The sequence below is a fragment of the Aeribacillus composti genome, from assembly GCF_007827555.1.
In the GTDB taxonomy this organism is placed as follows: domain Bacteria; phylum Bacillota; class Bacilli; order Bacillales; family Aeribacillaceae; genus Aeribacillus; species Aeribacillus composti.
In genome coordinates this window covers 20640-36000 of the sequence record NZ_VISS01000032.1, presented here as the reverse complement: position 1 = coordinate 36000, position 15361 = coordinate 20640, and the positions used below count along the sequence as shown (strand labels likewise).

Sequence of the window (15361 nt, the reverse complement as noted above, 5' to 3'; positions counted from 1 at the left end):
TAGAATGTAACACACGACCAAGCTCAATGATACGATCCCTTTATAGTAGACAGGAAAAAGAAAGCCTGTTCATCTGTCTATTATGGAGGGATTTTTCTATATGTGCTTTTTTATTCCTGTCTACTTGACTGGGGACAGCTCATCACACGGGTGGTTTTTTGTTTAGGTTAAAGAGCGCTTCCATACTATTTTGTTATGAATTGTATATAGGATTGGCATTGTATCTTTGCAAACCAGCTATATTATAATTCTCTTTGTAAAAATTTTAATACGGATGAAGCGTACGCTTCAAAAGTATTTTTATACGTAAGGTGATCATGATGGAAGCAAAAAAAGTTAAAGAAACACGTGTTGTTCAAACAGATCAAGTGCTCATTAATGATTTGAACAATTATCATACATTATTTGGCGGAGTTTTAATGAAGAAGATGGATGCATGTGCGACGCTTTCCGCCCGCAGACATACAAGGGTAAAGGAATGTGTTACGGCGTCGACCGACTCCGTTAATTTCCTTGAACCGATCCGGGTAAGTGATTCGGTTTGTATTGAATCATTTGTTAGCTATACAGGTAAAAGATCCATGGAGATTTTCTGTAAAGTGATTGCAGAAGATCTAGAAACTGGGAAACGAAGAATTGCAGCTACTGCATTTTTCACTTTTGTTCCCTTGGATGAGAATAAAAGACCGTTGGAAGTACCGCCTATTATTCCAGAAACAGAGGAAGAAAAATATCTCTACGAAACAGGAAAAGAACGTGAAAGCATTCGCAAGTTAAAAAGACAACAAAATAAAGAACTCGTGTCCAGACTTTCACTGAATAAACCGTGGGATTAATACGGAACAAAGGAATGATATAGTGTGATAATAGACTCTAGTTACGATGAGTTGAAAAATGCACAAACCGCTATCGAAAACTTAAAGGCAACAACACCAACTATTTATCGGAAATTTTTAAATATCGTCCATTTGACTCGTCAATTACAATATGGATATCAATATATGGGCTCTTTACTAATGGATGAAGACCCGGATCGATTCCAACCGAAATTTCAGGATGATTATGTATTGTCTATCTATCATCAGGAAATCGAAAAACTAAAAAAAGATAAAAGATTTCCGGAATTAAAACAATTGCTGCAATCATATAAACATATTAGCTATACAAACATTAGCAAGCTGGCTTTAGGGGAAAAACCAGCAGCATTAATTGGTCCAGCCGTGGTCCATTAATTGTTCGAAGGAAACTGAAAAAATTTAATTGGGTGGATCGAACTTTGATTCGATTCACCTTATTTATTTTTAAAGAGTGTTAAAAGGCCGCTTTCTCAGACCATAAATTCCTTGCATTACAAACAGCTGTCCGAAAAAAATATAAACGTTATTTTTATTTGAAAAAGGGGCGCCTCTTAGCTGAAAAATCAGCTTGAGACAGCCCCCACACTACCAACGGTTATTCTAAGGCCTTACTCCTTTTTAGTCCATTCACCGACAAATTCGATTTCGTTATAGGAATAGAAGTCTTTCAATATCTTTTCGCAATCATCTAAGAAAAGCTGATCCGCTACTTCTGACACGAGCTTGCGTATCCCGTATTTCAGGCCGGAAAGAGCAGCTGCTGTAATGCCGCAGCTGATCAAACCCGAATAGTTGAAAGCGAAAATTCCGTACAGAAGCTTTTTGCCCTTTTCATCGCGGCTTATAAAAGCGAAACCAGGGCTGAGATAAGGATGGGCATCAAGCATTGGATTGGCCAGCTCCTTCGGGGGATGATAGCGGTCTCCCCAACGAGCAATGTGGCTTTCGACAAGTCTCAGCTCCGGACGCAAAGCAGGATCAGTGACGAGTCCGGTGCAGATGATCAGAAAATCGAAGGTGAACTTGCCCTGAGGTGTGGTCACTACTGCACCTTGATCTGCAGCTTCAACATCAAGCCATGGTGCTCCTAAGTGCAGGTGAAAACCGGGCCATGAGGCTGCGCGTCCGAAGGTATCGTTGGTCGGCGGCTGATTATATTTAAAGAAATGAGCGATGATTGCATATTTATCAGCGTCCGATAGAGCTTGGAAACGTTCAATTAGACCGGAAACTTCCATATAGCGGATCGGATTGATACGCTGCAATTTCTTGCGGCGGACAAAGACATGAACTTCGGCCGCACCCTCTGATAAGGCAAAATTGGCATTATCAAAGGCAGATGCGCCGCCGCCCAAAATTCCGATCTTTTTCCCTTGTAGTGCTGTAAAATCAATTGCTTCTGAGGAGTGGGCATAGAGATGATGCGGCAATTTTTCAGCAATGAAAGGAGGAACATGCCATTCGCCGCCGCCTTGAATTCCCGTGGCTAAAATAACCTTTCGTGCGAGCAATATGTCAGATGGTGCACCCGTTCCTTCAATATGAAGCCGATGAATCCCTTCATCAGTCGGCTCTATCAACTTCAACTTTACTTCATTGATGACGGGCAGATTGAGAACTTTCCGAAACCAGCGCAAATAATTCATCCAATCTCCCCGAGGAATTTTGTCTAGCGCTTCCCAGCCTTCCGATCCGAATTGTGCTTCCCACCAAGCGCGGAAGGTTAGGGAAGGAATCCCAAGGTCGATGGAGGTCAAATGTTTAGGTGTTCGCAAGGTCACCATACGGGCGTAGGTTTCCCACGGTCCTTCCCAGCCCTCTCGGTTTTCATCAATGACAAGAATGTTGGATATCCGTTCGCGTAGAAGACCGAAAGCCGCGCCTAAGCCGCTTTGGCCGCCGCCGACGATCACGACATCGTAGACATGCCCTTCAGGTTTTTTTAGCGTTCGCACCCAGCTTGGACCTCCGAAGGCGAGATAGGAAAGATCGGTTTTCACTTGTTTGTTTAATGCCTCTAAGCTCATCTTTTTTCACTTCTTTCAACTGTAAGAATTTGAAAGTCACATATGTCAGCCTTATCCGTAAACAGAAATCCGCATGAGAAGAATTATTATATTGAATCAATCATTATTGTTTTACAGTACCACTTGCCCATATAGTATCACTTCAACCATTTTTATTGAATGTGTATTGTATCTAAAATCTCCTTTAATCATTATGTAAAATAACTAAAAATGCTTGTTTAATTTCCTCTAAGGAACGAATACCAAAGCTATCTTCATCTAGTCGTTCCTGTAAAACACTCCTAATGAGCCAATAGCTAACCGATTGCCCCGATTTCTCCTGCCTATTAATAAATGGGCATAATTTGTGCAAAAAAGCGCATCTTCTGATGTTCATTCCTCAGTCAATTTGTGTGGATGTTTTTTCTAGTTCAAATGCTTATTGTTGCTTTTTGTATAAATCCGCAGCGGTCAGCTTTTTTAAGACGATAACTATTAAAGCCGAATCTGTTAAAAAAATTTTCCTATCATTCGCAAAAAAATGAGTGATTACTCACTTCACAAAATTCGTTTGCACAACTATAATGTATGTGAGTACTCACTCATTTTATACGAAAGGATGGGAAAAAATGGCCTCAATGATTATTGTCCGTAAAGCTGCGATTTCATTTGGGAAGGAAAAAGTGCTAAAAAATATTGATTTGGACGTAAATGAGGGAGAGATTTTCGGGCTTCTTGGTCCATCCGGCTCCGGGAAAACGACGTTGGTCAAAATGATCACAGGAATTTTAGAGGGAGATCAAGGAGAAATTTTTATCAAAGATCAAAAGGTTCCTTCACTCGAGCTAATGAAATCAATCGGTTATATGGCGCAATCGGATGCTCTTTATCAGGAGTTGACCGCGAAAGAAAACCTGGAATTTATAGCCGCTATTTACGGGCTAAAACGCCAAGAACGGAAGAAAGCGATTCAGGAAGTTTTGGAAATTGTCGATTTAACTGATCATATGGATAAAGTTGTCAAGGACTTTTCAGGTGGGATGAAAAGGCGGTTGTCTCTAGCTGCTTCGCTCATGCATAAACCGGATCTATTAATTTTAGACGAACCGACGGTTGGAATCGATCCAGTGCTTCGCCAATCGATATGGAGTGAATTAAGAAAACTAAAAAACAACGGGATGACCATTTTAGTTACGACACATGTCATGGATGAAGCGGAAAAGTGTGATCGTCTGGCCATGCTAAGAGACGGTTATATCATTGCTTGTGACACGCCGGAAAAGCTAAAGGAAAACCAAAAGGTCGATTCACTTGAAGAAGCATTTTTAGCATACGGGAGGAATGAGAAATGAGAGTAGGAGCTGTTGTCATCCGAATTATAAGACAGCTGTTAAGGGATAAACGGTCGATTGCTTTATTGATCTTTGCGCCGCTTTTAGTTATCACTCTTGTATGGCTTGTATTAGACGGCGACCCATACGAACCGAAAATAGCAGCAGAAAATATACCGGCGCCGCTTGAGCAAGTATTGCAAAATGAATTGGAGAAAGATGTTGTTCAAATGTCCGAAAGTGAAGCGAAGGAGGCTTTTCAAAAAGAGGATTTAGATGCATTTATAACGATAAAAAATCATGTTCCGTATGTTTTGCTGGAAGGAAGCGACCCGACAGCCAATTCAGCGGTTATGAAGGTGATTCAAACCGCCTTCAGCTCCCTGTCAGACCAAAAAAATATTCAGCCTGATGTCGAATATTATTATGGCTCTGACAAAATCAATCTTTTTGATCAGACGGGTTCAGTACTAATCGGTTTTTTTGTCTTTTTCTTTGTTTTTGTGCTAGGCGGTATTTCATTTTTGCGGGAAAGAACACAAGGAACGTTAGAAAAATTGCTGTCGACGCCGATTAAAAGATGGGAGATTGTAACAGGCTATTTGCTAGGATTTGGCTTATTCACGATTATTCAATCGTTCGTTATTGTCACGTATTGCGTATATGTACTTGATATTTGGATGGCAGGGGATTTTTGGCAGCTGTTAGTAGTTACATTTTTATTAGCCATCACTGCGCTGGCGCTTGCGACCCTTTTATCAGCCTTTGCAAATAATGAGCTGCAAATCATGCAGTTTATTCCGATTGTCATCATTCCACAAGCATTTTTTTCGGGAATCTTTAACTTGGAGACATTGGCAGAGTGGTTGCAAGTGTTGAGTAAATTTATGCCGCTTACTTACGGAGCGGACGCCATTCAAGAAATCATGATTAAAGGAAAAGACTTGGTCGATCTTTGGCAGGATTTGCTAATATTGTTCGGCTTTGCGCTGCTTTTCTATGTCTTAAATATATTTGCATTGAAAAAACATCGCAGGTTATAACAATAAAAGAGAGAAATAAGGAGGAAAGTGTATGGACCAGAAAAATTTTATGGACGAGTTCATGAAGGCAGCGAATCAAGATTTAACGCCAAAGCAGGCAAAAATTCTTCAAGCGGCAGTCGAAATTTTCGCCGAAAAAGGGTATGCTGCGACATCCACGAGCGAAATTGCGAAAAGAGCCGGGGTAGCGGAAGGAACGATTTTCCGCCATTACAAAACAAAAAAAGATTTGCTGATATCCATCGTTTCACCGATCATTATAGAATTTGCCGTCCCCTTATTTGCTGAAAGGTTTATCAATGAAGTTTTCCAGGATCAACGACTTGATGATTTTGAAGATCTGTTAAGGAAAATCATCCGCAACCGCTATCAATTTGTCAAAAACAATGTCCCATTGTTAAAAATTTTTTTTCAGGAAATGGCGTTCCATGCAGAAATTCAAGAAAAATTTAGCGCGGTTTTTACTGAAAAAGTTTTGCCTCAGTTTATAAAAGTTGTCAACCATTTTAAACAAAATGGGCAAATAGGTGATTTTCCCACCGAGACTGTCATTCGTTTAACGATTAACGCGATCGTTGGGTTTTTCATTACCCGCTTTTTGGTCATGCCGGACTATCCATGGGATGACGAGAAAGAAATGGAATACACGATCCAATTTATTCGGAACGGGTTAAAGGGGATTTGACGGCTTAATCAATCATCAAAGATACATGATTTTTTGCAGGATAGTCTACCCTGAAGGAAGACTATCCTCTTTTAATTAAATTGGAATTAACCAAGCGGTCTTCGAAATTTAGCAATATGGTATATATTAGCAATACCAGCGGCTTGTTGAATCTGATTTCATTTACCCTCGTTTTTTCTCATCAAACTGCTGATTATCAAATTTGTTAATGCATTATCAATCAACCACCACTACTTGTTGGCTGCCATATATCTTTTTAATGTTAGGACTAATATTTTCTGTTATTAAGTATGTTAAATCTTTAGTAGGACATACAATGTGATTGGAAACAGTGCTTAATTTATCAGATGTTGCCATCCCTAATATTTCAGAAGAGATGGAAGCCATTTTCCGCTTTACTAATGCTTCTGATAAGCTTGGGACGCTGATTCCTATATAAGGATCAATTTTGTAAATTCCCATGATATATAAATCTGCTCTCATATTACTTAAAGATTCGACAGTGTCTATTCCTAAATTAACCATTGATTGTTTGAATAAAGTTCCGCCGATCATAATAACATCAATATGTTGATGATTAGTCAGAGCCATAGCGATTGGCGGGCTGTTTGTAATGACGGTGGCTTTTAATGTTAAAGGTAATTGGTTTACTAGATGTAAATTAGTCGTTCCTCCATCAATTAATAAAACCATGTCTTCTTTTATAAAGGATAAAGCTTTTTTAGCTAATTTAATTTTAACTTCATTAAACATGTGCTGCCTTGTTGAAAAATCAACAACAGGAGGCCCTATCCTCAAAGCTCCGCTATGAACCCTTTTAATAAGTCCGCGGTTATCAAGCTCCTTTAAATCTCTTCGAATTGTATCCTCCGAAACTGACAGGCGTTTACTTAAATCGCTTGCAATAACTTTATGTTCTTCATTTAAAATCTGCAAGATTTTTTGTTGACGTTCTTCCTTTAGCATAGTGACTTTACTCCTTTAAGTCTTTCTTATAGTTTATCATAATTTCAACAATTGATCAAAACGCATTCGCGCAAATAATGGCATGAAAACGCAAAAACATGCTTTACTTTTCATTGTATGCGTTTTATAATAAAGGAAAACATGCAAACACATGCAAATGGAGGCACAAACATGCAAAATAATAAAAAAATAACGATTGCACCTTCTATAATGTGTGCTGACTTATGTAATTTAGAAAAAAGTGTAAAAGAAATTGAGAAAGAAGGACTGGATACTTTACATATTGATATTATAGATGGACACTTTAGCCCTAGTATGCCATTGGGAATAGATACTATTAAGCAATTACGAAAAATAACAGATATGAATTTTGATGTCCACATTATGTCCAATAATAATGAATTTTTTATACAAGAGATGATCAAAATTGATGTACAACAAATATCATTTCACTATGAAACGAGCACTCATATTGATCGATACATTAACTTAATAAAAAACAATGGAATTAAAGCAGGTTTAGCACTCAACCCAGCAACTCCCCTGTCTGTCCTGGATTATATTTTGCCGAAGTGCGATACCATTTTGTTAATGTTAATCAATCCAGGCTTTGCAACTGATGAAAATGAAAAGCAAGTTTCTTATGCAATAAAAAAAGTAGAAGATTTGGCGCGATTAATAAAAGAAAAAGAATTGGATACAAATATTGAGGTTGATGGCAGAGTATCTTTAGACACAATACCAAGCTTAGTAAAAGCTGGGGCCGACATACTAGTTGCCGGGAGTACAAGCTTATTTATTCGAGACAAAAGTTTAGCTGAGAATAAAAAAGCGATGGAAAAATGCATCATAGAAGGTTTATTGTGAAAAGAGGGGAAATAATGGTTAATTACTATGATATTGTAAAGGAAATTACAAACGAACTCACCACTACTTTAAACCAAATTGATATGAATGAAGTCAATAAATTGTTAATCGAGATAAAAAAAGCAGATAAAGTATTTTTTGTCGGGGTTGGAAGAGTTCTATTATCTTTGAAAGCTATCGCTAAACGATTAGCTCATCTTGGTATTAAAACTTATATTGTCGGCCAAATCACTGAGCCTGCAATAACTGAAAAAGACTTGTTGATAGTGGGATCGGGAAGCGGAGAAACGGCTTTTCCATTAATCATTGCAAAGAAGGCAAAGCAATTTAAAGCAAAAGTTGCTCATATAGGTGCAAATCCAAATAGCTCAATGAATGAGTATTCAGATTGTTTCGTAAGGATACCAGTAGGTACAAAACTACAGCTGCCAAATGAAGTGAAATCTGTACAACCAATGACAAGCTTATTTGAACAAAGCTTATTGTTATTAGGCGACGCGTTAGCCTTAATGATGATTAGAGAGCAAAATATTGATATGTCTAGTCTTTGGCAATATCACGCGAATTTAGAGTAAAAAGTTAATAGCTTCGCTGGATTGGATATTCTTTGATAAAGAGTTTTAAGTATTGTAAAGGGAGATAATATTATGCTAGCGTTGCATTTTGGTGCAGGGAATATAGGGAAAGGTTTAATTGGTTACTTATTAAACAAAACTGGGTATGAAGTTTGTTTCGTGGATATAAATCAAAAAACGGTTGATAAATTTAACAATTACAATAGTTATCAGGTTGAGATATTAGATGATAATCATACGATAGAGACTATCTCTCCGGTTTCAGCATTAAACAGTGTAACACAAGAAGAAGAAGTGATCAATGCTATTGTGAATGCAGATTTAATTACAACATCTGTCGGCATCAATAACATACCTAAAATAGCTAATATATTAGCTCAAGGCCTTTTGAAAAGAGCAAAAGAAAATAAAAAGAAGATCGACATTATCGCAAATGAAAATGCAATTAACGCTTCTTCCAGTTTGAAACGTGAGATAAAGAGATATGTTTCAAATAAAGAAATGGAAAATATATGTACTTTTGTTGGCTTTCCTAATTCAGCTATTGATCGCCTAGCTTTATCAAAACATAGCGAAGGGGGTGAGAGTGTTCTTGTAGAACCGTTCTATGAATGGATCATTAACAAATCAGAAATCGTTAATGCAGATTCGCCTATTATAAAAAACGCAATCTATGTTGAAGATTTACAGCCTTATATTGAAAGAAAATTATATTTAGTGAATATGGGTCATGCGGCAACTGCTTATATTGGGTTTTTAGCAGGAGAATCTACAATACAGAGCGCTTTGAGAAATGCAAAAATTGAACATCTTGTACGGGAAACGCTAAATGAAGCTTCCCAATATATTTTAAGGAAATTTAATATGGACCCAAAAGATATGAGTGATTTTATTGAAAGAATTATAAAGCGCTTTAAAAACAAAAATATTAGCGACTCGATTTTGCGAGTAGGAAGATCGCCGATTCGCAAACTGGGCTATAATGAACGATTAATTAAACCCACTAGAGAACTTTTTGATTTAGGACTTTCAATAGAATATTTATCAGTTGCCGTTGCTGCTGCATTTTTATTCGATAACCCTGATGATGAAGAGTCTGTAATTTTGCAAAACTACATTTGTGAAAATGGGATCGAACAAGCCATTTTACATTTTACAGAGTTAGAAAATAAAACAATTAGAGAAAAAATTAAAGAAATTTATTATCAACTAAAAATACAGAAATGGTAGTGTAAATAGAATCATGAAGAAAGGTGAAACGGTGTGTTAAGTGAATATTTAAAAGGTAATATAAATTTCTTGAATAGAGTATCTTCATGGGAGGAATCTATAAGAGTTGCTTCCGATCCTTTATTAAAAAAAGGTAATATTACTCCTAAATATATTCAAGATATGATTGATAATGTCAATAAAAATGGTCCATATATAGTAATTGTTCCGGGAATTGCCATGCCGCATGCAAGAAACGAAGGAGGAGTAATCAAAACAGGCATTTCTTTTTTGAAATTACAAAACAACGTGCAGTTCCCAGAGGGAAAAGAAGTGAATATTATTATCGTCTTAGCGGCTGAAGACAATTCAAGTCATTTAGGTTTGCTATCCGACTTATCTTCTATACTAATTGATGAAGATGTTGTAAACAAGTTTAGAAATTCAAGCAATGAAGAAGAAATAATGAATGTTATTAAAATGGTAGAATAAAAAATGTTTTTTTGATTAAATTTAAAATTTAAACATCGTTTTTTTTCAAAAAAGTATAAAAATTTCTTCTATAATATTGATATGAAGAAAGGGTGTTATACATGGAAAATGTAATTAAAGCCAAAACTCCATCTTTTCGTGCACGCATCCAAGCTGTTGGAGGATTCTTGACCAATATGGTTTTGCCGAATATTGGAGCTTTTATTGCATGGGGATTATTAACAGCTTTGTTTATACCTTCTGGCTGGTTTCCAAATGAGAATCTTGCTAGTATAGTTGATCCGGCAATCAAGTATTTATTGCCTTTGCTTTTAGCAAGCACAGGAGGGAGAATGGTTGCCGGCCAAAGGGGCGCTGTAATGGGTACCATCGGAGCCATAGGGCTAATAGTTGGATCCGATATACCAATGTTTTTAGGCGCGATGATTATTGGTCCTTTGGGAGGCTGGCTTATAAAGAAATTTGATAAATTGATAGATGGTAAAATACCTGCAGGATTTGAAATGATTGTTAATAACTTTTCAATTGGTATTTTAGGCTTCTTTCTAATGATTTTCTCCTTTTATTTTATAGGACCGGTTATTGAAGCGGCAAATAATGTTGTTTCATCCGCTATTAAATCTCTAGTGGATACAGGGTACTTACCATTATTATCTCTTATTAATGAGCCAGCTAAAGTATTGTTTTTAAATAACGTCATTGATCAAGGAATATATTATCCTTTAGGTATGCAAGAAACGCTTGAAGCAGGAAAATCAATTTACTTTACCGTTGCGTCAAACCCAGGACCTGGTCTTGGATTATTATTAGCTTTTAGCTTTTTCGGCAAAAAGGCTGCTAAGCGGACTGCTCCGGGTGCTATAATAATTCATTTCTTCGGAGGCATTCATGAGTTATACTTCCCATATGTATTAATGAAACCATTAACAATTTTAGCAATGATTGCCGGCGGGATGTCAGGTATTACAACTTTTTATCTTTTCGATGCGGGTCTTGTAGCTGGACCTAGTCCGGGATCCATAATATCTTATTTAGCTTTAACCCCTAAAGGTAATTTCCTAGGAATCATTTCAGGTGTAATCGTAGCTGCGGTAGTATCCTTCATCGTTACTGCAATAATATTAAAGTTTGATAAAAAAACAGATGAAGAAGATTTTACAAGTTCAATCGAAAAGTCAAAAGCAATGAAATCTGAAGGGAAACAAATTTTAAATCCATCTAATGAACTGTCTAATACAAAAATAAGTAAAATTTCATTTGCTTGCGATGCAGGTGCCGGCAGCAGTGCATTAGGTGCAACCACATTTAGAAAAAGACTGCAAAAAGCAAATATTGACGGTATTGAAGTAAAACATTATAGAATAGAGGATGTTCCAGAAGACACTGACATTATCGTCGTTCATAAAGATTTATTAGAAAGAGCAAGATTATCTCATAAAAACAAAAGAATTATCACTATAGAAAATTATATAGAAGATCCTAATTTATTAAAATTAATTGATGAATTAGGGAAAAGGTAAACAAATGGTTTTGTGTAATTGGAGATTCTTTGCTTGCAAACGTTATCAACAATTTTATAGATATTAGTATTAAAAAGAAAAATAATCATTAGGAGATTAGAGATATGAAAACAGTACTCCCTTGAGATTTAACTTTTGTGGACGTGGTGTTTTTGCAAATGGCACAAATAAGGCAATGCTCACTTTTGCAATCGCGGACGGCTCACCACGTCCACTATTCAAAATTAGATTAAACAAAGGCCCTAACTTATATAAGTTAAATAGCCTAAGATACCATAAATTTAATTTACGGTTTTTCTAATCTGAAATGAATTGAAAGCAATGGAACTCCTGATTTATCTTTTTAAAAATATGTTCAAAGTTTTTTAAGTTTCTATCTCTCTAATAAACGAAGAAGTTGTTTTATGGTAATTTTGCAAAATTAAGCGATACACCAATTATTTCAGATTCGGCTATTGTGATTTCGTGTTGAAGACAACAAGAAAATAATAAACATCCGTCCACTATAAAATTATTAATTTTCACTTTTTCAAACGTGCCTATTTCTAAGTCTTTCTATATAATACTTGAATTTGGAAACAGTTTCAAGTTTTATTTAATAATCATTATAGGTGACACCTTTTTTTCGAGTTTGAGCTGTCTGCTTATTCCTGTGAAAAATCATTCTACATGCGAAAAGCTTTTTGGGAAAGAATTGCACTTTGGAACAAACAAAGATAAAGAAATAATAGGAAATGACAGAAATGATGGAAAATACGCTCTGTTTTTTCTTAACGTTTAACTATGTAGAAAACGATCAAGATCAGAAATATCATCTTTACGAATGAATCTAACAAAGCTGTTGAAATCATTATCTTCAATCTATAGCAAAAGCCGGAATGGTATCATAACCACTCCGGCTTTTTGATTGCAAAGTTTTTGGAATTATATCGGTTATATTAAGCTGCGGATTGCTTATTATTTTTAAAAGAATTGATATATGAAATAGCTTTTTCAACATCGAACTGACCTTCCCATTTAGACATAACGACAGCGGCTAATGAATTTCCAATGACATTGACCACTGTTCTAGCCATATCGAGAATACGGTCAATACCTGCGATAAATGCAAGACCTTCAGGCGGGATGCCTACTGCTCCCAGCGTAGCCAACAGTACAACAAATGAAACGCCTGGAACGCCTGCAATTCCTTTTGAGGTCAACATTAATACTAGCACCAATGAAATTTGATCAGCGATGGACAAATCAATGCCATACATTTGTGCTATAAACAGTGCTGCTAATGCTTGGTATAGGGTTGAACCATCTAAGTTAAAGGAATAACCTGTTGGAATGACAAATGCTGTAATGGATTTTGGGCATCCAAATTTCTCCATTTTCTCCATTATTCTTGGCATAACTGTTTCTGAGCTTGAGGTTGAATAGGCAAGGATAAGCTCTTCTTTAAGTAAACGGATGATGTGAAAAATGTTTAGACCGACTAATTTTGCAACAAATCCAAGAACGACGACAACGAAGAATAACATTGTTCCATAGCCGACAATTACTAATTTACCCAACGGCACCAATGATTCGATACCGAATTTAGACACAGTCACACCGATAAGGGCAAACACACCAAATGGTGCAAATTTCATCACTTGGTTCGTCACCCAGAACATCGTTTCAGCTGTACCTTGGAAAAAGGCAATGATCGGTTTTCCACGCTCTCCGATGGCTGTGACTCCAAGTCCGAAAAATACAGAGAAGAAAATGATCGCCAGCATATTTCCTTCAACAAATGCCTGGAAAATGTTTGGTGGAACAATGTTGACAAATGTATCAGCTATTCCGTGGCTTTCAACTGCTTCTGCCGTATCGACATAACTATGAATATCTGTTTTCTCTAATGAGCTCATATCGACGCCGGAACCAGGCTGAAAAATGTTAGCTGCTAAAAGTCCGACAATAATGGCGACAGTTGTAATAATTTCAAAATACAAAATTGTTTTTCCGCCAAGCTTTCCGAGCTTTTTTGTATCACCTACACTTGCAATACCGACAATTAAGCTGGAAATAACAATTGGAATGACGATCATTTTAATTAATCGTAAAAATATATCCCCAATTGGCTGCAAAAATTTCGCAACATCTGGGTTACCATAAAAAATAGTACCAACAACAATACCTAGTACAAGACCTATTAAAATTTGCCAAGCCAAGCTTATTCTTTTCATCATAGCACCTCTTTTCTTTTATAATTGCCTCCAAAACGAATGGATGACAAAATTGATTATCATTATCTTTTAAATGATTACTCGTCGAAATAATAAGCTATAATAATTAGTAGAGTTGTTTGCGAGAGCGCTTACGAGCTATCTTATCTAATTTAAAATTGAAACTACAAGATCAGACGATAAATCTACAAAATTCTACAAATTGATTATTTACTTCGTTTTTAAAATTCTAACTTTTATTCAATTTTTTAAGAGGAACCATTATAACAAGGTTGTGGTAATATTGAACTTGCACTCTCTTGAAAAAAAAGAACTTCAATTATTGGTTGCAATGATCATTTTGGTTCCGCTCGCTGGCGAAATTAAATTTTATCCATTTAATGAAGTTTATCGGGTGAGTTTTGGACCTCCAACATTGTTTATTTTTTTATTGTGGCTGAGAAAGGTACCAGCTGTTATATGTGGTGTTCTTGCAGGCTTATCAATTGTGACATTTCGGGTTCTTCTCGATTTGATATCCCTTACATCTGTTGATTGGATGGCTTCCATTCATACAAATTCTCCTTATTTTTTCTATTACTTCACGTATGCGCTTGTTTTTTCTGTTTTAAGAATTCACCGATTTTACAATCGACCATGGGTGATCGGCCTTTTGGGGATTGTGATAGAATTGGCAGCCGGGATTGTCGAGCTACTCGCTGAAAATATTATGATTGGAACGGTAATGACTTTAGATGCCTTTAATAAAATTATGATTATTGCCATATTCCGAAGTTTTTTTGTGATCGGTTTATTTAGTATGATAAAATTGCATGAATCTAAGCTAAGGGAAGCGGAGATTCAAAAACGCAATGAACATATGATCATGCTGGTATCGAACCTTTACGAAGAGTCGGTGCTATTAAAAAAATCCGTTCAAGATGCTGAGGAAATTACGAGGCAATCTTACAACCTGTATCAAAAATTGCAGGAGATCAGGAAAGGGAAGAAAAGGCTGTCGCTGGAGGAGCTTTCACGGCATGCCTTGAGGATTGCCGGCGAGGTTCATGAGATCAAAAAAGATAATCAACGCATTTTGTCTGGACTTTCAAAAGTAATTTCAGAAGAAAGCTCCCTTGATTATTTAGATGTCCGATCACTTTTATCAATCATTGTTCGAACACATGAGAAGTATGCTGAGCTGTTGGGGAAAAACATTGAATTCAGTATTGCATATAATGGGTCACATCCTGAGTATCATGTGTATACGTTTATTTCCATTGTGAATAACCTTGTCGCTAACGCAGTGGAGGCCATCAAAGGAACTGGCAGCATTGAGATTGCAGTGGAGCGGGAAAATGATTGGCTCCAAATACGCGTTCATGATGATGGTCCCGGAATTCCCGATCAATATAAAGATATTATTTTTAAACCAGGATTCACCTTGAAATTCGACAGCACGGGTAATTCATCAACAGGTATTGGGCTTTCATATGTGAAAGAATTGGCAGAAAAGCTTAACGGGGAAGTAATGATTGCGCATCAGGAAGATAGCAAAGGGGCAACATTTATCGTTCGTCTGCCAATTGGAAATTTAACCCAGAAAAGGTGATTT

At 36.6% G+C, this 15361-nt stretch carries 14 protein-coding genes; 11 read left to right on the top strand and 3 right to left on the bottom strand.

From position 1 onward, the window contains the following. Nucleotides 1–320: 320 nt before the first annotated feature. Nucleotides 321–836, top strand: coding sequence for an acyl-CoA thioesterase (locus FB379_RS15090; protein ID WP_082829614.1), 516 nt, complete (start codon nt 321–323; stop codon nt 834–836). Nucleotides 837–860: 24 nt separating this feature from the next. Beyond that, a complete protein-coding gene (locus tag FB379_RS15085; protein WP_063388277.1) occupies nt 861–1232 on the top strand; it encodes a hypothetical protein in 372 nt (123 codons plus the stop codon). Nucleotides 1233–1465: 233 nt separating this feature from the next. Here the strand turns inward: FB379_RS15085 and FB379_RS15080 are convergent, their stop codons facing one another. After that, complete coding sequence (locus FB379_RS15080) at nt 1466–2884, bottom strand: NAD(P)-binding domain-containing protein (RefSeq protein ID WP_066251499.1); 1419 nt, start codon at nt 2882–2884, stop codon at nt 1466–1468. A 608-nt stretch (nt 2885–3492) separates the two neighbouring features. Between FB379_RS15080 and FB379_RS15075 the strand changes: the two genes are divergently transcribed. The 3 genes from FB379_RS15075 to FB379_RS15065 are packed head-to-tail and all read left to right on the top strand — an operon-like array spanning nt 3493 to nt 5922. Further along, nucleotides 3493–4215: an ABC transporter ATP-binding protein gene (locus FB379_RS15075; protein WP_144598303.1), complete on the top strand. Its 723-nt coding sequence runs from the start codon at nt 3493–3495 to the stop codon at nt 4213–4215. Then, nucleotides 4212–5237 (top strand): ABC transporter permease, encoded by a 1026-nt coding sequence (locus FB379_RS15070; protein WP_094244781.1) that lies wholly within the window; start codon nt 4212–4214, stop codon nt 5235–5237. The genes FB379_RS15075 and FB379_RS15070 overlap by 4 nt, the downstream gene beginning before the upstream one ends. A gap of 31 nt (nt 5238–5268) precedes the next feature. Further along, the gene (locus tag FB379_RS15065; protein WP_144598302.1) at nt 5269–5922 is read left to right on the top strand and encodes a TetR/AcrR family transcriptional regulator; all 654 of its coding nucleotides are present in this window, start codon (nt 5269–5271) and stop codon (nt 5920–5922) included. 216 nt (nt 5923–6138) lie between these two features. Here FB379_RS15065 and FB379_RS15060 read toward each other — a convergent pair whose 3' ends face one another. Next, the gene (locus FB379_RS15060) at nt 6139–6888 is read right to left on the bottom strand and encodes a DeoR/GlpR family DNA-binding transcription regulator (RefSeq protein WP_066251483.1); all 750 of its coding nucleotides are present in this window, start codon (nt 6886–6888) and stop codon (nt 6139–6141) included. Nucleotides 6889–7059: 171 nt separating this feature from the next. On the opposite strand from FB379_RS15060, the gene FB379_RS15055 reads away from it, so the two are divergent. The 5 genes from FB379_RS15055 to FB379_RS15035 all read left to right on the top strand — a co-directional run bounded on the left by FB379_RS15055 (nt 7060) and on the right by FB379_RS15035 (nt 11551). Beyond that, a complete protein-coding gene (locus tag FB379_RS15055) occupies nt 7060–7755 on the top strand; it encodes a ribulose-phosphate 3-epimerase (protein WP_117016900.1) in 696 nt (231 codons plus the stop codon). Between the two features lie 14 nt (nt 7756–7769). Next, nucleotides 7770–8330 (top strand): 6-phospho-3-hexuloisomerase, encoded by a 561-nt coding sequence (hxlB, locus tag FB379_RS15050; protein ID WP_066251479.1) that lies wholly within the window; start codon nt 7770–7772, stop codon nt 8328–8330. A gap of 72 nt (nt 8331–8402) precedes the next feature. Next, a complete protein-coding gene (locus tag FB379_RS15045; protein WP_144598301.1) occupies nt 8403–9560 on the top strand; it encodes a mannitol-1-phosphate 5-dehydrogenase in 1158 nt (385 codons plus the stop codon). Between the two features lie 33 nt (nt 9561–9593). Next, complete coding sequence (locus tag FB379_RS15040; RefSeq protein WP_066251473.1) at nt 9594–10031, top strand: PTS sugar transporter subunit IIA; 438 nt, start codon at nt 9594–9596, stop codon at nt 10029–10031. A gap of 101 nt (nt 10032–10132) precedes the next feature. Further along, nucleotides 10133–11551 carry a PTS mannitol transporter subunit IIBC gene (locus FB379_RS15035; RefSeq protein ID WP_066251470.1) on the top strand — a complete coding sequence of 473 codons (1419 nt, stop codon included), beginning with the start codon at nt 10133–10135 and terminating at the stop codon, nt 11549–11551. 938 nt (nt 11552–12489) lie between these two features. On the opposite strand, the gene FB379_RS15030 is transcribed toward FB379_RS15035, so the two are convergent. Continuing rightward, on the bottom strand, nt 12490–13767 hold the full coding sequence (locus tag FB379_RS15030) for a cation:dicarboxylate symporter family transporter (protein ID WP_066251467.1): 1278 nt from the start codon (nt 13765–13767) through the stop codon (nt 12490–12492). Between the two features lie 283 nt (nt 13768–14050). Here FB379_RS15030 and FB379_RS15025 point away from each other — a divergent pair, with 283 nt between their 5' ends. Then, nucleotides 14051–15358 carry a sensor histidine kinase gene (locus tag FB379_RS15025; RefSeq protein ID WP_082829613.1) on the top strand — a complete coding sequence of 436 codons (1308 nt, stop codon included), beginning with the start codon at nt 14051–14053 and terminating at the stop codon, nt 15356–15358. The last annotated feature ends 3 nt before the right edge of the window (nt 15359–15361 follow it).

Coding starts and splice junctions, on each gene's coding strand:
- FB379_RS15065 (WP_144598302.1), top strand. CDS start 5,269: ATGGACCAGAAAAATTTTATGGACGAGTTCATGAAGGCAGCGAATCAA.
- FB379_RS15070 (WP_094244781.1), top strand. CDS start 4,212: ATGAGAGTAGGAGCTGTTGTCATCCGAATTATAAGACAGCTGTTAAGG.
- FB379_RS15075 (WP_144598303.1), top strand. CDS start 3,493: ATGGCCTCAATGATTATTGTCCGTAAAGCTGCGATTTCATTTGGGAAG.
- FB379_RS15055 (WP_117016900.1), top strand. CDS start 7,060: ATGCAAAATAATAAAAAAATAACGATTGCACCTTCTATAATGTGTGCT.
- FB379_RS15090 (WP_082829614.1), top strand. CDS start 321: ATGGAAGCAAAAAAAGTTAAAGAAACACGTGTTGTTCAAACAGATCAA.
- FB379_RS15035 (WP_066251470.1), top strand. CDS start 10,133: ATGGAAAATGTAATTAAAGCCAAAACTCCATCTTTTCGTGCACGCATC.
- hxlB (WP_066251479.1), top strand. CDS start 7,770: ATGGTTAATTACTATGATATTGTAAAGGAAATTACAAACGAACTCACC.
- FB379_RS15060 (WP_066251483.1), bottom strand. CDS start 6,888: ATGCTAAAGGAAGAACGTCAACAAAAAATCTTGCAGATTTTAAATGAA.
- FB379_RS15030 (WP_066251467.1), bottom strand. CDS start 13,767: ATGAAAAGAATAAGCTTGGCTTGGCAAATTTTAATAGGTCTTGTACTA.
- FB379_RS15045 (WP_144598301.1), top strand. CDS start 8,403: ATGCTAGCGTTGCATTTTGGTGCAGGGAATATAGGGAAAGGTTTAATT.
- FB379_RS15080 (WP_066251499.1), bottom strand. CDS start 2,884: ATGAGCTTAGAGGCATTAAACAAACAAGTGAAAACCGATCTTTCCTAT.